Source organism: Mesorhizobium sp. 2RAF21, from assembly GCF_052115345.1.
Lineage (GTDB): Bacteria > Pseudomonadota > Alphaproteobacteria > Rhizobiales > Rhizobiaceae > Mesorhizobium > Mesorhizobium terrae.
This window is the reverse complement of the sequence record NZ_JBFRGM010000011.1, coordinates 78,515-100,119: the sequence shown is the minus strand read 5'-3', so window position 1 is coordinate 100,119 and position 21,605 is coordinate 78,515. Positions and strand designations below refer to the sequence as shown.

Genomic DNA, 21,605 nt, shown 5'->3' with positions numbered 1-21,605 from the left:
TTCGTGGCTCCTTAACCTGTTTGGCGGTTACAAGGCGGAACGTTAGAAATAATGATAATTCGACGCGTAAATGTCGTATTATTTATATTATGTAGCAAATACGACGCTTCAGATAAAATCTCGTCCATATGTGTCGCATTCCTGATAGTTCAGGCGGCCAAACCGCGTTCTGATACGAAGCATGACCGCTCTTCGCACCAGACGCAGTGCCGAGCGCACCCATGCCAAAGGCGGGGCGCCCATTCCGCAGTTGCCGGCGCGCCGGGTCGAAAATCCCTACCCACCGATGGCGCTACTTTCGCCGGACCAGGTCGAGGCGATCCATCTGGCCTCGCTGCACATCCTGGAAAATCTCGGCATGGAGGTGATGAACAGGCGTGCGCTGGCGCTGTTCGAGCGCGCTGGTGCCGATGTCGACCACAGCGCCATGACGGTGCGGCTCGATCGCGGGCTGGTCGCCGAGGCGTTGAAGACGGCACCTGCGGCCTACACCCTGTCGTCGCGCAACCCAGCCCGGCAGATGGCGATTGGCGGCAACGTCATCAACTTCACGCTGGTGGCGGGACCGCCCAATGTGCATGACCGTGAACGCGGCCGCCGCGCTGGTAACATGCGCGACTATCGTGAGCTGGTCAGCCTGGCGCAACATTTCAACTGCATCCACATGCTGGGCAACCAGGTTTGCGCGCCGATCGAACTGGCGGCCAACACGCGTCATCTCGACACCTATCTTGCCAATCTGACGCTGACCGACAAGCCGTTCCACGTATCGGCCATCGGCAGGGGCAGGGCGCTGGATGGGATCAACATGATGGCGATCGCGCGCGGCCTCAGCCTGGAGGAGGTCGCTGCCGACCCGGGTGTCGGCACCATCATTTCCGTCAATTCGCCGCGCCGCTTCGACGAGATGATGCTGGAAGGGCTGATGGCCATGGCCGAGTACGGCCAGTCGGTCTGCATCACGCCGTTCACGCTGATGGGGGCGATGAGCCCGGTGACGCTTGCGGGTGCGCTGGCGCAGCAGAATGCAGAGGCGCTGTGTGGCATCGTGCTGACCCAGCTGGTGCGGCCTGGCTGCCCGGTTATGTATGGTGCCTTCACTTCCAACGTCGACATGCGCTCGGGCGCGCCGGCCTTCGGCACGCCGGAAAACACCAAGGCTAACATCGCTTCCGGGCAGATGGCGCGACGCTACAACCTGCCTTACCGCACCACGCCGGGGTCTGCCTCCAACGCGGCCGACGCGCAAGGAACCTACGAGACGCTGATGGCGCTGTGGGGTGCGGTGCTCGGCCACGGCAATCTGGTCTACCATGCCGCCGGTTGGCAGGAGGGTGGGCTGACGGCGTCGTTCGAGAAGTTCATCATCGATGTCGAGATGGTGCAGCACATAATGGAGTTCCTGCGTCCGATCGTTGTCGATGATGGCGAACTGGCGCTCGATGCTTTGGCGGGTGTGCCGACCGGCGGTCATTTCTTCGGCGAGCCGCACACGTTGGAACGCTACGCGACGGCCTTCTACCAGCCGCTGCTTTCCAACTGGCAGAACTACGAGGCGTGGACAGAGGCCGGCGCGATGGACGCGACACAGCGCGCCACCGGAGTGTGGAAGAAGGCGCTGGCCGACTATGTCCAGCCGCCGATGGACGAAGGCGTGCGCGAGGAGCTCGAAGCCTATGTGGCCAGGCGCAGGCAAGAAATCGGCGCGGACGAACCATGACGGCCACCGCAGCGCTACCTTTCCCGCGAGGGAAGGCGGAGCGCGGTGCAGCTGATATCTTGATTCAACACGTTCCAACCCAGATTCACGCAACTTTCCCAACTCTTTGAAGCAGAAGAGAAAATCATGAAATCGCATGCAAGGGTCGTTGTCATCGGCGGCGGTGTCGTCGGCTGTTCGGTGCTGTTCCATCTGGCGCGCGCCGGCTGGATGGACGTCGTTCTGCTGGAGCGCGACGAACTAACCTCCGGCTCGACCTGGCATGCCGCTGGCGGCATGCACACGATCAATGGCGACCCCAACGTCGCCAAGCTGCAGAAATACACGATCAGCCTCTACAAGGAGATCGAGGAACTTTCCGGGCAAGCGACCGGCGTGCATCTGACCGGCGGTGTGTTCCTTGCGGCCACCGAAGCGCGCATGGACTGGCTGCGCAACATGGTGGCCAAGGGCCGCTATCTCGGCATCGAACTCGAGGAGATTTCCCCGCGCGAAGCGGCGGAACTGATGCCGCTGATCGATCCCGGCCAGTTCGTCGGCGCCATCCACAACAAGGAGGACGGCCATCTCGACCCGTCCGGCGTGACCCACGCCTATGCCAAGGCCGCGCGAAAACTCGGCGCGCAGATCGAGCGATTCACCAAGGTCGAGGACATCGTGCGCCGGCCGGACGGTCTGTGGCGCGTCATCACCAACAAGGGCGAGGTGGTGGCCGAGCATGTCGTCAATGCCGGCGGCCTGTGGGCGCGCGAGGTCGGCCGCATGGTCGGGTTGGAACTGCCGGTGCTCGCCATGGAGCACATGTATCTGATCACCGAGGACATGCCCGAGGTCGCTGCCTGGAACAAGAAGACCGGCATGGAGATCATGCATGCCGTCGATTTCGACGGCGAACTTTATCTGCGCCAGGAGCGCGGCGGCATGCTGATGGGTACCTATGAGAAGGCCGGCAAACCTTGGTCGGAACAGTCGACGCCCTGGGATTTCGGCCACGAACTGCTGGAGCCCGATATCGACCGCATCGCGCCGTCGCTGGAAGTCGGCTTCCGCCATTTCCCGGCCTTCCAGAACACCGGCATCAAGCAGATCATCAATGGGCCCTTCACCTTCGCGCCGGACGGCAATCCGCTGGTCGGGCCGGTGCGCGGCCTGCCGGGTTTCTGGCTTGCCTGCGGCGTCATGGCCGGGTTCAGCCAGGGCGGCGGCGTCGGGCTGGCGCTCGCCAACTGGATGATGCATGGCGACCCCGGCGCCGATATCTGGGCGATGGACGTTGCGCGCTACGGCGGCTGGGCTTCCATGGCCTATACCAACGCCAAGGTGCGGGAGAACTATTCGCGCCGTTTCTCGATCCGTTTCCCCAACGAGGAATTGCTGGCCGGCAGGCCGCTGAGGACGACACCGGTCTACGATCTACTGGCGACGGAGGGTGCTCAATTCGGCGCGTCCTACGGGCTGGAAGTGCCGCTGTGGTATGCGCCGGAAGGCGTCCGCGACGCGTTCTCCTGGCGCCGCTCGACCGATTTCGAACATGTCGCCAATGAGGTGCGAGCCGTGCGCGAACGCGTTGGCCTGTCGGAGATTTCCTCCTTCGCTAAATATCGGGTGACCGGCGAGGGGGCCGGAACCTGGCTGGACAGATTGCTTGCCTGCAAATTGCCAGCGCCGGGGCGCATGACGCTTGCACCCATGTTGAAGGAAGACGGCAAGCTGATCGGCGATTTTTCGCTGGCCAATCTGGGGCCAGGCAACGCCGGCGACGAAGAGTGGTTCATCGCCGGTTCCGGACTTGCCGAGCAGTATCATATGCGCTGGTTCGAACGGCATTTGCCGGCCGAGGGGTCGGTGAAGGTCGAGGCGCTCGGGTTGAGCCGTGTCGGCCTGTCGATCGCCGGACCGCACGCCCGCGATCTGCTGGCAAAGGTCACCCGCGCCGACGTCTCGGCGGCGGCCTTCAAATTCATGGATATCAAGCGGACGGAGATTGGTCTTGCCCCATGCCTCGTCGGTCGCGTCAGCTATACGGGTGACCTCGGCTACGAAATCTGGATGGCGCCGGAATATCAGCGCCATGTGCTTGAAACCTTGATGGAAGCCGGCAAGGAATTCGGCGTCGGTTTGTTCGGTTCGCGGGCGCTCAACGCGCTTCGCCTTGAAAAGAACTACGGCTCCTGGGCGCGCGAATACCGGCCGATCTATGGGCCGCTGGAGGCCGGGCTCGACCGTTTCGTCGCCTATTCGAAGCCGGCCGATTTCTTCGGCAAGCAGGCGGCGGTCGTCGAACGTGCCTCCGGCGGCAAGCTGAGGCTGCGGAGCTTCGTCGTCGATGCCGTGGACGCCGACGTCATCGGCGACGAGCCGATCTGGCATGGCGGTTCGGTGCGGGGATGGGTAACGTCCGGCGGCTACGCTCATCACTCCGGCGTGTCGGTGGCGATGGGCTACGTGCCGAAGGAGATCGCCGACGAGAGCGACGGCTTCGAGATCGAATATCTGGGACGGCGCCATGCCGCCCGTATACAGCCCACGCCGCTGTTCGACGGCAATCAGGAGCGGATGAGGGGGTAGTGGTTTCTAGATAGCCGTTCCCATTGTGTTCTTGTTTTCTACAAGATACAATGATGATTGTACAAATCACTTGTGGTTGTGGACATAAATGGCTATACACGTGCAAGATGAGGAGACCGATTGGCTTGTGCGCGATTTCGCGCGGAAGCGTGGGGTGGGTATAACTGCAGCTATAAAACTCGCGATCGAAGAGGCGACCAGCCACGAGCGGCAGGGGGTCGAGGAGTTCGCCCGGCGGATCGAGCCGATTATCGAGCAAATCAGGGCGCTTAAAGCCAATGGGTTTGAGGATGAGAAAGCTTTTATGGATGATATGTGGGGGGAGAATGACTGATGTTTGTCGAGACCTCCACAATCGTGGGCATATTGCTTGAAGAGCCTGACAAAAAAGATTTGCTCGCTCGGCTGCATGCCGCGGTTGGGCCAGTGACGTCCGTGGTTAATGAGGTAGAAGCAGCGATATCCATAGGCCGACGAATCCGGGATTTTACTTTGGCCGGGAAGTTGGTTGGCGACTTCCTGGAAAAGGCCGGAATCCGCGTTTTGCCAGTAACTCCGGATATTTATGAAGACGTGGTTCGCGCTTATGCGCGTTATGGTAAGGGTACCGGCCACGCGGCGAAGTTGAATTTTGGCGACTGCTTCTCCTATGCAATTGCAAAGCAAGCCGGAATTCGGCTGCTGTGTAAAGGAAATGATTTTACGCAGACCGATATTTCACTGGCCTGAGTTGCCGTGATGTTCATCTGAGGCGGCAGGCGGGGCAGGCGAGATAGCGATCAACCTGCCCCGTGAAAATCGGGGCGTTCAGCGCCCTGGCGCGACCATGGCGAAGTAAGCGCCCTGCGGGTCCTGGCATTGCACGATCCATTGGCCGCTCGGCACTTCCATCGGCCCCATCACCACCTTGCCGCCACGGTCGGTGACCCGCTTGGCGGCGGCATCGATGGCCGGCACGTTGAAATAGAACAGCCAGGCCGGCACGGACATCTGCTCGGGCTTGTTCATCATGCCGCCGATCGGTTCGGCCCCGGCGGTGAAGAGCTGGTAGATGCCCATCGGTCCCATGTCGAAAGGATCGCCTTTCGCCCAGCCGAACTGGCCGGAATAGAAATCGAAGGCCTTTTGCCAATCGGTGGCGAACAGTTCATGCCAGCCGATATGGCCGGGCGTGCCCAAGGGCACTGGCGGCTGGTCGGGGCCGTTGGGCTGCAGGAACATGAAGCCGGCGCCCTGCGGGTCGGCGACGACGGCGAAGCGTCCGACACCGGGGATGTCGTCGGGCGCGCGGTGAACGGCGCCGCCGGCCTTGGTCAGCGAGGCCACCGAAGCTTCGATGTCCCTTGTGTAGATATAGCCGACCCAGGCGGGTGGCATGCCCATCTTGGCGGCGTCCTCGGGCAGCGTCATCAGGCCGCCGACGCCACGGTCGCCGGCATTGACGACGATGTAGCGCGGCATGCCTGGCGATTTCTCGAAGGGTTCGGGCCGCCAACCGACGACTTCGGTGTAGAAGGCCTCGGCGGCGTCGAGGTCGGTTGTCATCAATTCATACCAGAAGAAGCTTTTCGGGGCATTCGGCATGTCGGGCTCCCTTACGTTTCCTGCCGTCTTCCATAGGCGCATGGTTCGCCATGCTGCGGCAGGGCGATCATAGGACGCCGAGCCGGACGGAATTCCGACAGCAAGTCAAAATATTTCGCGTAGCGGCAAATATCCGCAATAAATCATGACTACAAAAGTCATGTTATTTTTGAGCTTTTTCAAGCACTTATCTTGAAAATTGACCAATTGATAAAAAAACAAAACGTGCTAGCCTTTCCTCAAAACCACAACAATGGGGAACCGGAATGACAACAGGTCATTTCAAGGAGGGCATAGCTGGCGGCCGGCTGTCGCCCGAGGCTTATGCCGACAATTTTTCCGATCTGCATCCACCGCTCGACCATCACGAAGCGCTGGTCGAATCCGACCGGTGCTACTTCTGCTACGACGCGCCTTGCATGCAGGCCTGCCCGACGTCGATCGATATCCCGATGTTCATCAGGCAGATCGCCACCGGCAATCCGCTAGGATCGGCCAAGACCATCTTCGACCAGAATATCCTCGGCGGTATGTGCGCCCGCGTCTGCCCGACCGAAACATTGTGCGAGGAAGCCTGCGTGCGCGAGACCGCCGAGGGCAAGCCGGTGCAGATCGGCCGCCTGCAGCGTTATGCCACCGACGTGGCGATGGACGAAGGCAAGCAATTCTACAAGCGCGCGAAATCGACCGGCAAGAAGGTTGCCGTGGTTGGCGCCGGTCCCGCCGGTCTTGCTGCCGCGCACCGGCTGGCCCGTCACGGTCACGAGGTGAAGATTCTGGAGGCTCGCCCCAAGGCCGGTGGCCTCAATGAATACGGCATCGCCGCCTATAAAAGCGTAGACGATTTCGCCCAGGCCGAGGTCGACTATGTGACCGCCATCGGCGGCATTGCGATCGAGAACGACAAGGCGCTAGGCCGCGACTTCCAGCTCTCCGAGCTGACCAAGCAATATGATGCCGTTTTCCTCGGCATGGGGCTTTCCGGTGTCAACGCGCTGCGCGCCGATGGCGAAGATGCCGATGGCGTCGCCAACGCGGTCGACTTCATTGCCGAGCTGCGTCAGACCAGCGATCTTGCCGGCCTGCCGGTCGGGCGCCGCGTCGTCGTCATCGGCGGCGGCATGACGGCGGTGGATGCTGCCGTGCAGTCCAAGCTGCTCGGCGCCGAAGAGGTGACGATCTGTTACCGCCGCGGCCAGGAGCACATGAACGCCTCCGGCTTCGAGCAGGATCTGGCCGCCGCCAACGGTGTCACCATCCGCCACTGGCTGCAGCCCAAAAAGGTCGTTTCCGATGGTGGCAAGGTCGTCGCCGTCGAGCTCGAATACACGGCCATCAAGGGCGACAAGCTCGGAGGCACCGGTGAGACGCTAAGGCTCGCCGCCGACCAGGTGTTCAAGGCCATCGGCCAGTCGTTCCAGCCCGCCGCGCTCAACGGCAGCGGGCAGGCGATGGCGCTGGAGAACGGCCGCATCCAGGTCGATGCGGAGGGTCGCACCTCGCTGGCCAAGGTGTGGGCAGGTGGCGACTGCGTGGTCGACAGCCGCGAGGACCTCACCGTCTCGGCGGTGGCGGCCGGGCGCGATGCCGCCGAAAGCATCCATCGGGCACTCACCTCGAATGGGGGGGCATGAGCATGGCGGATATTCGCAACAATTTCATCGGCATCAAGTCACCCAACCCGTTCTGGCTGGCTTCGGCGCCGCCGACCGACAAGGCCTACAATGTCGAGCGCGCCTTCAAGGCGGGCTGGGGCGGCGTGGTCTGGAAGACATTGGGCGAGGAAGGCCCACCGGTGGTCAACGTCAACGGGCCGCGCTACGGCGCGATCTGGGGTGCCGACCGTCGTCTGCTCGGCTTGAACAACATCGAGCTGATCACCGATCGCGACCTGCAGACCAACCTGCGCGAGATGAAGCAGGTGAAGAAGAATTGGCCCGACCGCGCACTGATCGCCTCGATCATGGTGCCTTGCGTGGAAGAGAGCTGGAAGGCGATCCTGCCACTGGTCGAGGAGACCGAGGCCGATGGCATCGAGCTCAATTTCGGCTGTCCGCACGGCATGAGCGAACGCGGCATGGGCGCGGCCGTCGGCCAAGTGCCGGAATATATCGAGATGGTGGTGCGCTGGTGCAAGCAGTACACGCGCATGCCTGTGATCACCAAGCTGACGCCCAACATCACCGACGTGCGCAAGCCGGCGCGCGCGGCCAAGGCCGGCGGCACCGACGCGGTGTCGCTGATCAACACGATCAATTCGATCACGTCGGTCGATCTCGACTCGTTCTCGCCGGAACCGTCGATCGACGGCAAGGGCAGCCACGGCGGCTATTGCGGCCCAGCGGTCAAGCCGATCGCGCTGAACATGGTGGCCGAGATCGCCCGTGATCCGGAAACCCGTGGCCTGCCGATTTCCGGCATCGGCGGCATCACCACCTGGCGCGACGCGGCCGAGTTCCTGGCGCTGGGTGCCGGCAACGTGCAGGTATGCACGGCGGCGATGACCTATGGCTTCAAGATCGTACAGGAAATGATCGCCGGTCTCGAGAACTGGATGGACGAGAAGGGTCATCGTTCGCTGGACGACGTCATCGGCCGCGCCACGCCCAACGTTACCGACTGGCAGTATCTGAACCTGAACTACATCGCCAAGGCGCATATCGACCAGGACGCCTGCATCAAATGCGGTCGCTGCCACATCGCCTGCGAGGACACCTCGCACCAGGCGATCACCTCCATGGTGGACGGTGCTCGCCATTTCGAAGTGATGGAAGACGAGTGCGTGGGCTGCAATCTCTGCGTCAACGTCTGCCCGGTGGAAGGCTGCATCACCATGGTGCCGCTGGGCGCCGGCGTGCTCGATCAGCGTACGGGCAAGCCGGTCGATCCTGCCTATGCCAACTGGACGACACACCCGAACAACCCGATGGCCAAAGTGGCCGCCGAATAGGGTCTGACGGAAAACGAAAAAAGCGGTGCAGTGATGCACCGCTTTTTTGCTCCCTCTATTGACGATAAAAAATATCCACGATATTAAATATCCATGATTAAGGAGAAGCAATCGTGAAGTTGAGCGAAGGCGTCGAAGCGGCGATCCACTCCACTGCCATGCTTGCCGCGATCGAGCACGGGGCAACCATGCCGGCCTCTGCCTTGGCGGAAGCGTTCGGCCTGTCGCCCAGCTACCTGCTGAAGCATCTGCAGGCGTTGACGGCTGCGCGCATTCTCGAATCCGTACCCGGTCCGACCGGTGGATACCGCCTGGCGCGTGTGCCGGAAAAGATCTCGCTGCTCGACATCGTACTGGCCGTCGACGGCGCGCGTCCGGCGTTTCGTTGCGGCGAGATTCGCCGCAACGGCCCGGCCAAGATCGACGCGTCTGCCTATGTTCAGCCATGCGGCATCAATGCCGCGATGCTGCGTGCCGAGCGCGCCTATCGCACGGCACTCGCCGCGGAGAAGCTTTCCGACATTATCGCCGAGTTCATGGCCGACGCCGACCCGCGCGTCGTCCAGACCGCCTGCGCGTTCGCAGTGAACCACGCCCGGCCGCAGAAAACCGCTCAGAACCGTAACCAGTAACTTGTGAAAGGACCGATCATGCAACCCAGGATGGATTTTTTCGCCGAGGCGCCGCAGCTGATGAAATATGTCATCAGCCTCAATCGGGCTGTGGACGAATGCGGCCTCGACAAGGGGTTGCTGCATCTCATCAAGCTGCGCGCTTCGCAGATCAACGGCTGTTCCTATTGTGTCGACATGCACAGCCGCGAGGCGCGTGACGACGGCGAGAGCGAACAGCGTGTCTACCTCGTCTCCGCTTGGAAGGAATCGCCGCTCTACAGCGAGCGTGAGCGTGCCGCTTTCGAATGGGTGGAAACCGTCACCAACATCGCCGAAGCCGGCGTGCCGGAGGCGCTTTACGACAAGGGCTCCAAGCTGTTCAGCAAGGAGGAACTGGTGAAGCTCACCGTTGCCGTCGCCATGATCAATGTCTGGAACCGGCTCTGCGTGACCTTCCACGCCGTCCATCCGGTGCCGGCCGCCAAAGCCGCATAAGAACCGAACATTTTTTGCAGAAAGGGCGCGGGTAGCCGCGCCCTGTTTTTTCAAGAGGGATCAATACGATGCATGCCAATTTTCATAACGAGATTCTGTTTGTCGGCCGTTTTCTGATGGGCGGCGCTTTTGTCTTCGCCGGGCTGCGCAACATCCAGAACATGGCATTTCTGGCGCAGATGATGGGCGCGCGCGGCGTGCCGCAGGCGGCGACCGTATTGTGGCTTGGCATCGTCGCGCAGATCGTGGCGGGCGTGCTGCTGATGGTAGGCTTCTGGACCGCACCGGCGGCGGCGCTGCTTCTTCTGTTTCTCTTGGCTGCCACGCCGATGTTCCACAATTTCTGGGACCATCAGGGCCCGGACCGCGCCGCCAAGATCAACGGTTTTGTCGGCAATATCGCGCTGGCAGGTGGCTTCCTTACCCTGCTCTCCGTCGCGCAATAAGGTTGACTAGGCGTCGGGCGAGCGCTTCAAGCACAGGAGCGCCGCTTAACGCCCCGGGGGAGACGATGATCGCGGAAACCTTGATGCTGGTCGGCCGCCTTGTTTTCGGTGGCTTCTTCCTGATTGCGGGCATCCGCAACTTTACCCATTTCAGCGAACGCAGAACGACCGCCACCACCAATTACGGCTGGTTGCTGCCGGCACCCGTGATGGCCGCCGGCTTCGCGGTCCAGTTTTTCGGCGGGCTGCTGCTCGTCCTCGGCATCTGGACGGTTCCGGCAGCGGCGGCGCTGATCGTCTTCCTGGTGCTGGCGACGGCGCTCTATCACAATCTGTTCCTGTTCCAAGGGGCCGAGCGCGACCCGCACCTCTATTTCACCCTGGTCAACATCACGCTGGCCGGCGGTCTTCTCATGGTGATCGCCGGTGCGCTGTGAGCGTTGGAGGTACCCAGCCGGTCAGGCGACCAGGCTCAGGCCGCCGTCGCAATAGAGCCGCTGACCGGTGACGAAGCTGTTGCCGATCAGGAAGGCGATGGTATCGGCGACGTCCTCGGAGGTGCCGATGCGACCGGCGGGCGCGAGCCCGGCGAAATGCGCGAAAGCTTGGCTGCGTTGTTCCGCCGGCAAGGTGTTCCACCACGGCGTGTCGATGACGCCCGGCGCCACCGCATTGACCCTCAGTGGCTTGAGTTCGGCGGCCAATGCAACGACGGGGCTGTTCATGGCGCCGTTGACGGTCGCCACTCCGGCCATGCCCGGCGAACTCATCGCTGCCGACGCGGCCGAGACAAAGGTGATCGAGCCGTCCTTGCGGATCGTCTTCAGCGCGATCTGGGCCGACAGCAATTGTGCCTGCACCTTCTCGATGAAGCCTTGCGAAAGGTCGGCCAGATCGAGTTCGGCGAAGGTGCCGAGGCCGCGCCCGCTGCTGACCGTGGTCACCAGATGGTCGAAGGGGCCGACCTTGTCGAACAAGGCGCGCAAGGCAGCCGCATCCGTGGAGTCCGCGATTATGGCTGAAGCCTTGCCGCCGAGGTGCCTGTTGGCAGCGTCAAGCTTTGCGGCATCGCGCCCGGCGATGGTGACGCGGTAGCCGCGTTCGATCAGCGTCGCTGCGGTGGCGAGGCCGATGCCGGAGGAGCCGCCAATGACGATGACATGCTGGTTCTTGCTCATTTCGATGCCTTTCTCTTGGGCCTTTTTGATGTTCGTGCCATCGCTGCCGGTCAGGCGGCGACGCCGATGGCTGCAAGATGGCGTTTGACAAAACGCCAGGCAGGACCAAAGTTATCCTGGTATCGATACTACTATTCTGAACTGGAACTGCGATGGGCGATGTCCTGGAGGCGCGCAGGCGCGAATTCGGCGCTTTCCTGCGATCGCGGCGCGAAAAGCTGACGCCGGCGGAGATCGGGCTGCCGTCAGGCGCGCGCCGGCGCACGCCAGGCCTGCGGCGTGAGGAAGTGGCGATCGCGACCGGCATCGGTACGACCTGGTATACGTGGCTGGAGCAGGGGCGCGACGTCAAACCCTCCGCCGAAGTGCTGGAGCGGCTGGCTGATACGCTGAAACTGTCGATCCCGGAAAAGCGTCACCTCTACATCATCGCCGGTCGTCCGCTGCCCACCTGCACCGTGCCGGTGCGGGAAGCGGTCAGTCCAAGACTGCTGCGGCTGATCGACGGGTTCCATCTGCAGCCAGCGCAAATCATCGGCCGCCGCTGGGATGTCCTGGCCTGGAACAGCGCGGCCACGGCCGTCTTCGGCGACTATGGCGCGCTGCCTGCGGCGGAACGCAACGTCGTCTACCAGACCTTCCTCAATCCCGAGCGCAGCCAGCGCATGGAGGACTGGGAGGACATCGCCAGATTGGTGCTCGGCCATTTCCGCATGGATAGCGCCAGATATTTCGACGACCCGGGATTTGCCGGACTGATCGAAACGTTGAACGTCGGCAGCCCGGCGTTTCGCGAATGGTGGCCGAAGCGGGATGTGGTGCGCCTGCTTTCGGGCACCAAGCATTTCCACCACCCGACGGCCGGGAGGCTGAGTTTCGAATACACGTCGCTGTCGCCGGACGACGGTTCCGACATGCGTATCTTGGTCTACCAGCCGCTGGACGAGGACGACACGGTCGGCAAGCTGGGTGACCTGCTGCAGGACATGGCAACGCGACGCGAACTTGCCGCTACAGATGCTTGAACCAGCGTCGCGGTTGAGGTCTACAACTTGCTTTCAGAAGGCAGGCTCTTGTCTTTCCTGCAGGTGACAAGCGGAAGGGTCTTACCGCCCGTTACGCTTTTCACTGTCTTGGTCGCAGGGTCGGTGGTCAGCTTCACGCACGCGCAGCCATAGCCGTAATTGCCGTTCGACTTCACATATTGCTTTGGATTGAAGTCCGGCAGTTTGTCCATGCCGGTGGCTTCGGCGCCGCCCTGCGCGGCGAGCACCCAGGTTGCGTCCTTGTCGGTCAGCCACCAGTTGCCGGGTGTCGGATTGGCCAGCCAGCCGCAACGGTTTTCGATCTGTCCGGCCGCGGCGTTTGCGTTTGAAGCTGCCGATGCGGATGCGCCAGAACAACGCTTGTAGAGCACCGGCTTGCCCATGCCGAACCCTTGCGGATTGTAGAGCATCAGGTCCTTGTCGTTGGCATATTCGAAGTTATCGACATTGCCTTCCTCCGTGTAATGGATGGCGCCGTAACCGCGCGGGCTTTCCTTCGCCGCAAAAAAGACGGCCTGGGATTTCTGCCCTTTGTATTGGAGCGTGTTGGCGGTGACGGTGACCGTTGTGCCGCTGCATTTGCCGGCCTCAGCCCACACGCCTTGCGCGGCAGTTGGAACTTTCGTGTCATCGGCGAAAGCCGGCACCGACCCGGAGCAGACTACAATCAGACTGGCGACGAACAATTTCAGGCGCATTATTTCCTCCCCCACGGCATATGCACGCCCGCTAATTCTGCACGTGTGCGGACTAGGTTCAAGGCGATTGGTATCGGTGGCTGCTTTTCTCAGGCGAGGCGCAAGCGGTCGATGACCTGCTCCGCCTCTTCGATCGGGCTCTCGCCGATGTCGATGACGGCGCCTGCTTCATCAGGTTGCAGTGGTTCCAGCGTCGCGATCTGCGAATCGAGCAGGCTCGCCGGCATGAAATGACCTTTGCGCGCGCCCATGCGCTGCATCAGCAGCTCTCGCGATCCGGCGAGGAGAGCAAAGGCCACCACGCCCTTTTGGCTCTCGCCGCGCAGGATGTCGCGATAGGACCGCTTTAGCGAGGAGCAGGTGACGAGCGCGGGCCGGCCGGTGCGGATGCGCTCGTCGATCCAGCGGGCGATGGCCCCCAGCCAGGGGCGGCGGTCGTCATCGGTAAGCGGTATGCCGTGGCTCATCTTCTCGATGTTGGCCTTGGGATGCAGCTCGTCGCCTTCGAGGAGATCCCATCGTAGCCGTTCCGCCACAAGGCCGGCAATCGTCGATTTGCCGGAACCCGAGACACCCATTACCACCACGACGACCGGCTTCACAGGAAGGCCCCGAGGATGAGGACGCCGACTAGCCCGCAGACGGAAATGATGCATTCCATCAGCGTCCAGGTCTTCAGCGTCTGGCCGATGTCCATGTTGAGATAACCCTTCACCAGCCAGAAGCCGGCGTCGTTCAGATGCGACAGGAACAGCGAGCCCGACCCGATGGCAAGCACCATCAAAGCGCCCTGGGCCGGCGGCAGGCCGGCGGCGACCGGCGCCAGGATGCCGGCGGCGGTGACGGTTGCGACGGTGGCCGAACCGGTGGCGACGCGCACGAGGACGGCGACGAACCAGGCCAGGAACATGACCGGCAGGCCGCTGCCGCTGATCGCGGTGGCGATGACGGCGCCGATGCCGGTATCGACCAGGACCTGTTTGAAGCCGCCGCCGGCGCCGACGATGAGCAGGATGCCGGCGATGGGGCCAAGCGAGCTCTCCAGGCTGTGGGCCACCGCCTTCTTCGGCATCTGGAACATCAGTGCGCCGGCGATGACGGCTATTCCAAGCGCAATCAGCGGTTCGCCCAGCACATGCAGGGCGGCCGGAACAAAGGCCTTCGAACCGGGTGCGACGACTTCCGAGATGGCGCGGGCGAGCATCAGCACCACCGGCAGCAGGATGGCGGTGACGGCGGTCGCGAAGCTCGGCTGAGCGGTAGAGGGCGCCTGATCGCTTGCGGTAGGGGCGAACAGTTGCGGGGTCGGAACCTTGACCCAGCGATCGGCGATGGTCGCGAAAATCGGACCGCTGATGATCACGCTCGGTATGGCGACGAGTACGCCGAGACCGAGGGTGAGGCCGAGATTGGCGCCGAGCGTGCTGACGGCGACGAGCGGACCGGGATGCGGCGGCACCAGGCCATGCATGGCCGACAGGCCGGCCAGCGTCGGGATTGCGATCTTGACGATGGATTGACCGGATCGCTGGCTGACCAGCAGGATCACCGGCATCAGGAGCACCAGGCCGATCTCGAAGAACATCGGCAGGCCGATGATCGCGCCGACCAGTCCCATGGTCCAGGGCAGCATCTGCGGCTTCGATCGGCCGACCAGCGTGTCGACAATGCGGTCGGCGCCACCCGAATCGGCCAGCAGCTTGCCGAACATCGCACCCAGTCCCATCAGGATGCCGACGCCGGCCATTGTCGCGCCGAAGCCCTTGGTGAAGGAGGTTATCGACCCGGCCGCGCCGAGATTGGCGGCGAGGCCGACGCCGAGCGCCCCAATGGACAGGGACAGGAAGGGATGCAGCTTCAGCCAACTGATCAGGATGACGATCGCGGCAACGCCGGCAAGCGCGGCGATGATTAGCTGGGCATCGCCGGCGGTGGCAGCCTGTTCCATGCAGTGTCCTCCATGCCCCCACATGCATTAGTTCGCACGATTGCACGGGAGGTCAATGCCGGTTTCTGGAAACTTTCCGCTGTACGGCGATAGGGGCCGGAGGAATCAGCCCGCGCCGGTTTTCGGTTGCAGTCCCTCGAGGAAGAGCTGTTCCAGGAAGCGGGCTGCGTCCTCGAAGCGGCCTTCGCCACCACGATCTGGACCAAGCACGGCGCGCACCTGGACGTCGAAATCGGCATAATGCTGGGTCGTCGCCCAGATCGAGAAGATCAGGTGCCAGGGGTCGGTGCGGGCGATCTTGCCGGCCCGCATCCAGCCCTTGATGACGGCGGCCTTTTCCTCCACCAGGTTTTTCAGCTCGCCCTCCAGCATCGGCATGATGCGCGGCGCGCCCTGCAGGATCTCGTTGGCGAACAGCCGGCTCTCGCGGGGATAGTCGCGCGCCATCTCCAGCTTGCGGCGGATGTAAGACCGCAACTCCGTCAACGGGTCGCCAATGTCGTCGAGCTCGCGCAGCGGCGCCAGCCAGGTTTGCAGCAGGCGCTGGATCAGCGTTTCGTGGATCTCTTCCTTGCGCCGGAAATAATACAGCAGGTTCGGTTTCGACATGCCCGCCGCTTCCGCGATCTGGTCGATGGTCGAGCCGCGGAAACCGTGCATGGCGAAGACTTCGAGCGCGGCTTCGAGGATCAGCTCGCGCTTTTCTTGCTGGATGCGGGTGCGGGGTGGGGCGGGGGCGTTCATGGCGCGGACCACCCGTTGAATGGCAAGGCGTTCCGGGTAATCTGGACCAATTGTCTGGACCAGTTTTTGCTGGGCTGTGGAGCGCGCTTCAAATGCGGCATTTCCGCTAGTAATCCCTTGACCGTCTTCATGGCGGTGCTAACGTTTGTCCATCCGGTCAAAAATTTGCGTAGCACGAAAACGCGCCGAAGACCAAGCGTTGGCCGCACCGAAACGAAGCAGTGAAAGGAAAGGCTTGGTCATGTCCAATCGGCTCAAGGTAACGCCGAACGATCTCAGTGCATTCTGGATGCCGTTCACGGCAAACCGGCAATTCAAACAGGCGCCGCGCATGCTGGTCGGTGCCAAGGACATGCACTACACGTCCTCGGACGGTCGTAAGATCCTGGACGGCACTGCCGGCCTGTGGTGCGTCAACGCCGGTCACTGCCGGCCGAAGATCACCGAGGCCATCCAGCAGCAGGCGGCGGAACTCGACTACGCCCCGGCCTTCCAGATGGGCCACCCGATCGTGTTCGAACTGGCGAACCGGCTGGTCGACATCGCGCCGAAAGGTATGGACCACGTCTTCTTCACCAATTCCGGCTCGGAATCGGTCGACACCGCGCTCAAGATGGCGATCGCCTATCACCGCGCCAAGGGTAACGGCTCGCGCTTCCGCCTGATCGGCCGCGAGCGCGGCTATCATGGCGTCAATTTCGGCGGTATCTCGGTCGGCGGCATCGTCAACAATCGCAAGATGTTCGGCACGCTGCTCACTGGCGTCGACCACATGCCGCACACCCATCTGCCCGAGAAGAACGCCTTCACCAAGGGCGTGCCGGAGCATGGCGCCGAACTCGCCGACGAATTGGAACGCATCGTCACGCTGCATGACGCCTCGACCATCGCCGCCGTCATCGTCGAGCCGGTCGCCGGCTCCACCGGCGTCATCCTGCCGCCGAAGGGTTATCTGCAGCGCCTGCGCGAAATCTGCACCAAGCACGGCATCCTTTTGATTTTCGATGAGGTCATCACCGGGTTCGGCCGTCTCGGCACGCCGTTCGCCGCCGACTATTTCGGCGTGACGCCCGACATCATCACCACCGCCAAGGGTGTCTCCAACGGTGTCATCCCGATGGGTGCGGTGTTCGCGACCAAGGAAATCCACGACACGTTCATGACCGGCCCGGACCACATGATCGAGTTCTTCCACGGCTACACCTATTCGGGCAATCCGATCGCCTGTGCCGCGGCACTCGGCACGCTGGACACCTACAAGGAAGAGGGCTTGCTCACCCGCGGCGAGGAGCTCGCACCCTATTGGGAGGATGCGCTGCATTCGCTGAAGGGCGAGCCGCATGTTATCGACATCCGCAACATCGGCCTGATCGGCGCCATCGAGCTTGCGCCGATTGCCGGACAGCCGACCAAGCGCGCCTTCCAGGCTTTCGTGAAGGCATATGAGCGCGGCGCGCTGATCCGCACCACCGGCGACATCATTGCGCTGTCGCCGCCGCTCATCATCACCAGCGCCGCGCCTCCCAAATGACCCCCCGCGCTCCAAAAGCCAAACGTTGCGGCTGGCGTCGGGAACCGCCGGCCGCAACGCTGACTGAACAATGAGAGGATGGTAATGGCCGCACCCGGCGAGAATCTGCGCATCAATCCCGATCGTCTTTGGGATTCCCTGATGGAGATGGCCAAGATCGGCCCGGGCGTCGCTGGCGGCAACAATCGCCAGACCTTGACCGACGCGGACGGCGAAGGGCGGCATCTGTTCAAGCGCTGGTGCGATGCGGCGGGGCTCGAAACCGGCATCGACAAGATGGGCACCATGTTTGCCCGCCGCGAAGGGACGGATCCCAACGCGTTGCCGGTCTATGTCGGCTCGCACCTCGACACCCAGCCGACCGGCGGCAAGTATGACGGCGTCCTTGGCGTCCTCGCCGGGCTGGAGGTCATCCGCACGCTGAACGACCTCGGCCTCAAGACCAAGCACCCCGTTGTCGTCACCAACTGGACGAATGAGGAAGGCGCGCGCTTCGCGCCGGCGATGCTGGCGTCCGGCGTCTTTGCCGGCGTCCATACGCTGGACTACGCCTATTCGCGCAAGGACCCGGACGGCAAGACGTTTGGCGACGAGTTGAAGCGCGTCGGCTGGCTCGGCGATGAAGAGGTGGGCGCGCGCAAGATGCACGCCTATTTCGAATACCATATCGAGCAGGGGCCGATCCTCGAGGCGCAGAACAAGCAGATCGGCGTGGTCACTCACGGCCAGGGCCTGTGGTGGCTCGAATTCACACTTGTCGGCAAGGAAGCGCATACCGGCTCGACCCCGATGAACATGCGCGTCAATGCCGGGCTCGCCATGGCCCGCATCTTCGAGATGGTACAGAAGGTGGCGATGGACAACCAGCCAGGCGCCGTCGGCGGCGTTGGCCAGGTCAAGTTCTCGCCCAATTCGCGCAACGTGCTGCCGGGCACCGTCATCTTCACCGTCGATATTCGTTCGCCCGAACAGGCCAAGCTCGACCGCATGCGCGCCGCGATCGAGACCGAAGCTGCCAGGATCGCCAAGGAACTGGGCGTCGGCTGTTCGGTCGAGGCGGTCGGCCATTTCGACCCCGTCACCTTCGACCCGACGCTGGTTGCCCGCGTGCGCGCCGCTGCGGAGAAGCTGGGCTATTCGCACATGAACATCATTTCGGGCGCCGGTCACGACGCCTGCTGGACAGCGCGCGTGGCGCCGTCGACGATGGTCATGTGCCCCTGCGTCGACGGGCTGTCGCACAACGAGGCCGAAGACATTTCCAAGGAATGGGCCGCCGCCGGTTGCGACGTGCTGTTCCACGCGGTGGCGGAGACTGCGGAGATCGTCGAATAAGGCGACTTTGGAGGACAAGCCATCGATCCCCGGCCAAAATCGATGCACTTATTGTCCAAAGTCGCCTGATCTGAATCACATACCGAACGCAGCTCACAAGAAGCGCGAACGAAACAAGGGAACAAGAACGATGACCAGAGTGATCAGGAACGGTACCGTCGTCACGGCCGACCGGACTTGGAAGGCCGACGTGCTGATCCAGCACGGCAAGATCGTCGCGATCGGCCAGAACCTGCATGGCGACCATGAGTTCGACGCCACCGGCTGCTATGTGATGCCTGGCGGCATCGACCCGCACACCCATCTCGAAATGCCGTTCATGGGCACCTATTCGGCCGACGATTTCGAAAGCGGCACCCGCGCCGCCCTTTCCGGCGGCACGACCATGGTGGTCGATTTCTGTCTGCCGGCGCCGCAGCAATCGCTGCTCGAAGCGCTGCAGATGTGGGACAACAAGACCTCCAGGGCGGCATGCGATTTTTCGTTCCACATGGCCATCACCTGGTGGGGCGAGCAGGTCTTCAACGAGATGAAGACCGTGGTCGACAAGGGCATCACCTCGTTCAAGCACTTCATGGCCTATAAGGGTGCGCTGATGGTGGACGATGACGAGATGTATGCGTCGTTCCAGCGTTGCGCCGAACTCGGCGCGCTGCCGCTTGTGCATGCCGAGAATGGCGACGTCGTCGCCGCCCTTTCGCAGAAGCTGCTTGCCGCCGGCAACAACGGGCCGGAGGCGCATGCCTATTCGCGCCCGCCGGAAGTGGAGGGCGAGGCGACCAACCGCGCCATCATGATCGCCGACATGGCGGGCGTGCCGCTTTATGTCGTGCACACCTCCTGCGAGCAGGCGCATGAGGCGATCCGGCGCGCTCGCCAGAAGGGCATGCGCGTCTATGGCGAGCCGCTGATCCAGCATCTGGTGCTCGACGAGAGCGAATATTTCAACAAGGACTGGGACCATGCCGCGCGGCGCGTGATGAGCCCGCCCTTCCGCAACAAGCTGCACCAGGATTCGCTGTGGGCAGGCCTGCAGGCGGGTTCCCTGCAAGTGGTGGCCACCGACCATTGCGCCTTCACCAGCAAACAAAAGCGTTTCGGCGTCGGCGACTTCACCAAGATCCCGAACGGCACCGGCGGCCTTGAAGACCGCATGCCGGTGCTGTGGACGGCCGGCGTCAACACCGGCCGGCTGACCATGAACGAGTTCGTGGCGGTGACCTCGACCAACATCGCCAAGATCCTGAACATGTATCCGAGGAAGGGCGCCATCGTCGAAGGCGCGGATGCCGACATCGTGGTTTGGGACCCCAAGCGCAAGAAGACGATCTCTGCCAAGGCCCAGCAGTCGGTGATCGACTACAATGTCTTCGAGGGCTACGAGGTGACCGGCCTGCCGCGCTTCGTGTTCTCGCGCGGCGAACTGACGATCCAGGAGGCCGAGGTGAAGACCAAGGCCGGCCATGGCGAGTTCGTGGCGCGCGAGCCGAATGGCGCGGTCAACCGGGCGCTGTCGGCCTGGAAGGAGATCACCGCGCCGCGCAAGGTCGAGCGCACCGGCATTCCCGCGACGGGGGTTTGAGCTTGCGTCCGCTCCTCTGGTTCGCAGCCGCTGCGGTTTTCGCGGCGGCGCCGGTCCATGCGGCCGGCATTGATGTCAGCAAGCCGTATGGCAACAAGTCCGGCTGCATCAACAAGGATGGCCAGCAGGTCTATGCCGAGGATATGCTGCTCGTCACCAAGACCGATTTTGTTACGGCGGCGAGCGCCTGCACCATCAAGGAAAGCAAGCAGAACGCCGACGGCTCTCTGCTTTTGAAAACTGAATGCGAGGCCGAGGGCGAGGAGGGCAAGGCGCCTGCCGAGTTCACGCTAAAGCCAAGTCCGAAGAACAAGAAGAAGCTCATCGTTGTCGATGACAGCGGCTTTGTCATGGGGGAAGTGTCGCAGTGCAAATGACCGCCGTAGAGCCAGCCGTCGTCGCGGCAAGCAAACTCGGTCTTACCTTCCAGACCAATGACGGGCCGGTGCAGGCGCTGAGCAATGTCGATCTCACCATCGGCAAGGGTGAATTCGTCTCCTTCATCGGGCCTTCGGGCTGCGGTAAGACGACGTTCCTGCGCGTCATCGCCGATCTGGAGAAGCCGACTTCCGGTTCCATCACCATCAACGGCATGACGCCTGAACAGGCACGCGAGAAGCGCGCCTATGGTTATGTGTTCCAGGCGGCCGCCTTGTTCCCCTGGCGCACCATCGAGCGCAATGTGGCGCTGCCGCTGGAGATCATCGGCCTGCCCAAGGCAGAGCAGGCCGAGCGCATCAAGCGCACGCTGGAACTGGTCAATCTTGCCGGCTTCGAGAAGAAATATCCCTGGCAGCTGTCGGGTGGCATGCAGCAGCGCGCCTCGATTGCCCGCGCGCTTGCCTTCGAGGCTGATCTTCTTTTGATGGACGAACCGTTCGGCGCGCTGGACGAGATCGTGCGCGATCACCTGAACGAGCAGCTGCTGCAACTATGGGCCGCGACCGACAAGACGATCTGTTTCGTCACCCACTCGATCCCGGAAGCGGTCTATCTGTCGACGCGCATCGTTGTCATGTCGCCGCGGCCCGGCCGCGTCACCGACGTGATCGAATCGACGCTGCCGAGGGAACGCCCGCTCAACATTCGTGAGACGCCGGAGTTTCTTGCCATCGCGGCCCGCGTGCGCGACGGGCTGCGCGCCGGCCATTCCTACGAGGATTGAC

The 21,605-nt window shown here is 62.7% G+C and carries 22 protein-coding genes; 16 read left to right on the top strand and 6 right to left on the bottom strand.

Annotated elements, in window-relative coordinates; translation table 11 throughout:
• Positions 1 to 181 precede the first annotated feature (181 nt).
• From AB4136_RS18910 to AB4136_RS18895, 4 genes are all read left to right on the top strand, one after another.
• Positions 182 to 1,720: a trimethylamine methyltransferase family protein gene (locus AB4136_RS18910; RefSeq protein WP_024923516.1), complete on the top strand. Its 1,539-nt coding sequence runs from the start codon at positions 182 to 184 to the stop codon at positions 1,718 to 1,720.
• A 126-nt stretch (positions 1,721 to 1,846) separates the two neighbouring features.
• Complete coding sequence (locus AB4136_RS18905) at positions 1,847 to 4,288, top strand: GcvT family protein (RefSeq protein WP_024923515.1); 2,442 nt, start codon at positions 1,847 to 1,849, stop codon at positions 4,286 to 4,288.
• An 88-nt stretch (positions 4,289 to 4,376) separates the two neighbouring features.
• Positions 4,377 to 4,622, top strand: a complete 246-nt coding sequence (locus AB4136_RS18900) for a type II toxin-antitoxin system VapB family antitoxin (RefSeq protein ID WP_024923514.1) — start codon at positions 4,377 to 4,379, stop codon at positions 4,620 to 4,622.
• The gene (locus AB4136_RS18895; protein ID WP_024923513.1) at positions 4,622 to 5,017 is read left to right on the top strand and encodes a type II toxin-antitoxin system VapC family toxin; all 396 of its coding nucleotides are present in this window, start codon (positions 4,622 to 4,624) and stop codon (positions 5,015 to 5,017) included. The genes AB4136_RS18900 and AB4136_RS18895 overlap by 1 nt, the downstream gene beginning before the upstream one ends.
• Positions 5,018 to 5,095: 78 nt before the next feature.
• On the opposite strand, the gene AB4136_RS18890 is transcribed toward AB4136_RS18895, so the two are convergent.
• Positions 5,096 to 5,872, bottom strand: a complete 777-nt coding sequence (locus AB4136_RS18890) for a VOC family protein (RefSeq protein ID WP_137900833.1) — start codon at positions 5,870 to 5,872, stop codon at positions 5,096 to 5,098.
• Between the two features lie 266 nt (positions 5,873 to 6,138).
• Between AB4136_RS18890 and AB4136_RS18885 the strand changes: the two genes are divergently transcribed.
• The 6 genes from AB4136_RS18885 (at position 6,139) to AB4136_RS18860 (ending at position 10,814) form a co-directional block, all read left to right on the top strand.
• Positions 6,139 to 7,506, top strand: coding sequence for an NAD(P)-dependent oxidoreductase (locus tag AB4136_RS18885; RefSeq protein ID WP_024923511.1), 1,368 nt, complete (start codon positions 6,139 to 6,141; stop codon positions 7,504 to 7,506).
• 2 nt (positions 7,507 to 7,508) lie between these two features.
• Positions 7,509 to 8,822: an NAD-dependent dihydropyrimidine dehydrogenase subunit PreA gene (preA, locus tag AB4136_RS18880; protein ID WP_024923510.1), complete on the top strand. Its 1,314-nt coding sequence runs from the start codon at positions 7,509 to 7,511 to the stop codon at positions 8,820 to 8,822.
• A 113-nt stretch (positions 8,823 to 8,935) separates the two neighbouring features.
• Entirely contained in the window at positions 8,936 to 9,454 is a 519-nt protein-coding gene (locus tag AB4136_RS18875) for an RrF2 family transcriptional regulator (RefSeq protein WP_024923509.1), read from the top strand.
• 18 nt (positions 9,455 to 9,472) lie between these two features.
• Positions 9,473 to 9,931 carry a carboxymuconolactone decarboxylase family protein gene (locus AB4136_RS18870; protein ID WP_024923508.1) on the top strand — a complete coding sequence of 153 codons (459 nt, stop codon included), beginning with the start codon at positions 9,473 to 9,475 and terminating at the stop codon, positions 9,929 to 9,931.
• 68 nt (positions 9,932 to 9,999) lie between these two features.
• On the top strand, positions 10,000 to 10,377 hold the full coding sequence (locus AB4136_RS18865; protein ID WP_024923507.1) for a DoxX family protein: 378 nt from the start codon (positions 10,000 to 10,002) through the stop codon (positions 10,375 to 10,377).
• Positions 10,378 to 10,442: 65 nt separating this feature from the next.
• Positions 10,443 to 10,814, top strand: a complete 372-nt coding sequence (locus AB4136_RS18860; protein WP_024923506.1) for a DoxX family protein — start codon at positions 10,443 to 10,445, stop codon at positions 10,812 to 10,814.
• Positions 10,815 to 10,835: 21 nt separating this feature from the next.
• Here AB4136_RS18860 and AB4136_RS18855 read toward each other — a convergent pair whose 3' ends face one another.
• The gene (locus tag AB4136_RS18855; RefSeq protein ID WP_024923505.1) at positions 10,836 to 11,555 is read right to left on the bottom strand and encodes an SDR family oxidoreductase; all 720 of its coding nucleotides are present in this window, start codon (positions 11,553 to 11,555) and stop codon (positions 10,836 to 10,838) included.
• A 152-nt stretch (positions 11,556 to 11,707) separates the two neighbouring features.
• Here AB4136_RS18855 and AB4136_RS18850 point away from each other — a divergent pair, with 152 nt between their 5' ends.
• Positions 11,708 to 12,580, top strand: coding sequence for a helix-turn-helix transcriptional regulator (locus tag AB4136_RS18850; RefSeq protein WP_024923504.1), 873 nt, complete (start codon positions 11,708 to 11,710; stop codon positions 12,578 to 12,580).
• 20 nt (positions 12,581 to 12,600) lie between these two features.
• On the opposite strand, the gene AB4136_RS18845 is transcribed toward AB4136_RS18850, so the two are convergent.
• From AB4136_RS18845 to AB4136_RS18830, 4 genes are all read right to left on the bottom strand, one after another.
• Positions 12,601 to 13,299, bottom strand: coding sequence for a DUF4087 domain-containing protein (locus tag AB4136_RS18845; RefSeq protein ID WP_024923503.1), 699 nt, complete (start codon positions 13,297 to 13,299; stop codon positions 12,601 to 12,603).
• Positions 13,300 to 13,388: 89 nt separating this feature from the next.
• Positions 13,389 to 13,901 carry a gluconokinase gene (locus tag AB4136_RS18840; protein WP_024923502.1) on the bottom strand — a complete coding sequence of 171 codons (513 nt, stop codon included), beginning with the start codon at positions 13,899 to 13,901 and terminating at the stop codon, positions 13,389 to 13,391.
• On the bottom strand, positions 13,898 to 15,247 hold the full coding sequence (locus AB4136_RS18835) for a GntP family permease (protein ID WP_024923501.1): 1,350 nt from the start codon (positions 15,245 to 15,247) through the stop codon (positions 13,898 to 13,900). The genes AB4136_RS18840 and AB4136_RS18835 overlap by 4 nt, the downstream gene beginning before the upstream one ends.
• 105 nt (positions 15,248 to 15,352) lie before the next feature.
• Positions 15,353 to 15,991, bottom strand: a complete 639-nt coding sequence (locus AB4136_RS18830) for a TetR family transcriptional regulator C-terminal domain-containing protein (RefSeq protein ID WP_024923500.1) — start codon at positions 15,989 to 15,991, stop codon at positions 15,353 to 15,355.
• A 241-nt stretch (positions 15,992 to 16,232) separates the two neighbouring features.
• Here AB4136_RS18830 and AB4136_RS18825 point away from each other — a divergent pair, with 241 nt between their 5' ends.
• The 5 genes from AB4136_RS18825 to AB4136_RS18805 all read left to right on the top strand — a co-directional run bounded on the left by AB4136_RS18825 (position 16,233) and on the right by AB4136_RS18805 (position 21,604).
• On the top strand, positions 16,233 to 17,522 hold the full coding sequence (locus AB4136_RS18825) for an aspartate aminotransferase family protein (RefSeq protein ID WP_441931548.1): 1,290 nt from the start codon (positions 16,233 to 16,235) through the stop codon (positions 17,520 to 17,522).
• Between the two features lie 84 nt (positions 17,523 to 17,606).
• Positions 17,607 to 18,857, top strand: a complete 1,251-nt coding sequence (locus AB4136_RS18820; RefSeq protein ID WP_024923498.1) for a Zn-dependent hydrolase — start codon at positions 17,607 to 17,609, stop codon at positions 18,855 to 18,857.
• A gap of 130 nt (positions 18,858 to 18,987) precedes the next feature.
• Positions 18,988 to 20,439 (top strand): dihydropyrimidinase, encoded by a 1,452-nt coding sequence (gene hydA / locus AB4136_RS18815; protein ID WP_024923497.1) that lies wholly within the window; start codon positions 18,988 to 18,990, stop codon positions 20,437 to 20,439.
• Positions 20,440 to 20,441: 2 nt separating this feature from the next.
• Positions 20,442 to 20,816 (top strand): hypothetical protein, encoded by a 375-nt coding sequence (locus tag AB4136_RS18810; RefSeq protein ID WP_036254268.1) that lies wholly within the window; start codon positions 20,442 to 20,444, stop codon positions 20,814 to 20,816.
• Entirely contained in the window at positions 20,813 to 21,604 is a 792-nt protein-coding gene (locus AB4136_RS18805; protein WP_024923495.1) for an ABC transporter ATP-binding protein, read from the top strand. Before AB4136_RS18810 ends, AB4136_RS18805 begins: the two co-directional genes overlap by 4 nt.
• Position 21,605 lies beyond the last annotated feature (1 nt).

What these genes read in the sequence shown, in the direction of transcription:
- AB4136_RS18885 (WP_024923511.1), top strand. Translation starts at nt 6,139, where the DNA reads ATGACAACAGGTCATTTCAAGGAGGGCATAGCTGGCGGCCGGCTGTCG.
- AB4136_RS18845 (WP_024923503.1), bottom strand. Translation starts at nt 13,299, where the DNA reads ATGCGCCTGAAATTGTTCGTCGCCAGTCTGATTGTAGTCTGCTCCGGG.
- hydA (WP_024923497.1), top strand. Translation starts at nt 18,988, where the DNA reads ATGACCAGAGTGATCAGGAACGGTACCGTCGTCACGGCCGACCGGACT.
- AB4136_RS18890 (WP_137900833.1), bottom strand. Translation starts at nt 5,872, where the DNA reads ATGCCGAATGCCCCGAAAAGCTTCTTCTGGTATGAATTGATGACAACC.
- AB4136_RS18835 (WP_024923501.1), bottom strand. Translation starts at nt 15,247, where the DNA reads ATGGAACAGGCTGCCACCGCCGGCGATGCCCAGCTAATCATCGCCGCG.
- AB4136_RS18905 (WP_024923515.1), top strand. Translation starts at nt 1,847, where the DNA reads ATGAAATCGCATGCAAGGGTCGTTGTCATCGGCGGCGGTGTCGTCGGC.
- AB4136_RS18870 (WP_024923508.1), top strand. Translation starts at nt 9,473, where the DNA reads ATGCAACCCAGGATGGATTTTTTCGCCGAGGCGCCGCAGCTGATGAAA.
- preA (WP_024923510.1), top strand. Translation starts at nt 7,509, where the DNA reads ATGGCGGATATTCGCAACAATTTCATCGGCATCAAGTCACCCAACCCG.
- AB4136_RS18850 (WP_024923504.1), top strand. Translation starts at nt 11,708, where the DNA reads ATGGGCGATGTCCTGGAGGCGCGCAGGCGCGAATTCGGCGCTTTCCTG.
- AB4136_RS18805 (WP_024923495.1), top strand. Translation starts at nt 20,813, where the DNA reads ATGACCGCCGTAGAGCCAGCCGTCGTCGCGGCAAGCAAACTCGGTCTT.
- AB4136_RS18910 (WP_024923516.1), top strand. Translation starts at nt 182, where the DNA reads ATGACCGCTCTTCGCACCAGACGCAGTGCCGAGCGCACCCATGCCAAA.
- AB4136_RS18820 (WP_024923498.1), top strand. Translation starts at nt 17,607, where the DNA reads ATGGCCGCACCCGGCGAGAATCTGCGCATCAATCCCGATCGTCTTTGG.
- AB4136_RS18860 (WP_024923506.1), top strand. Translation starts at nt 10,443, where the DNA reads ATGATCGCGGAAACCTTGATGCTGGTCGGCCGCCTTGTTTTCGGTGGC.
- AB4136_RS18830 (WP_024923500.1), bottom strand. Translation starts at nt 15,991, where the DNA reads ATGAACGCCCCCGCCCCACCCCGCACCCGCATCCAGCAAGAAAAGCGC.
- AB4136_RS18865 (WP_024923507.1), top strand. Translation starts at nt 10,000, where the DNA reads ATGCATGCCAATTTTCATAACGAGATTCTGTTTGTCGGCCGTTTTCTG.
- AB4136_RS18895 (WP_024923513.1), top strand. Translation starts at nt 4,622, where the DNA reads ATGTTTGTCGAGACCTCCACAATCGTGGGCATATTGCTTGAAGAGCCT.
- AB4136_RS18855 (WP_024923505.1), bottom strand. Translation starts at nt 11,555, where the DNA reads ATGAGCAAGAACCAGCATGTCATCGTCATTGGCGGCTCCTCCGGCATC.
- AB4136_RS18900 (WP_024923514.1), top strand. Translation starts at nt 4,377, where the DNA reads ATGGCTATACACGTGCAAGATGAGGAGACCGATTGGCTTGTGCGCGAT.
- AB4136_RS18825 (WP_441931548.1), top strand. Translation starts at nt 16,233, where the DNA reads ATGTCCAATCGGCTCAAGGTAACGCCGAACGATCTCAGTGCATTCTGG.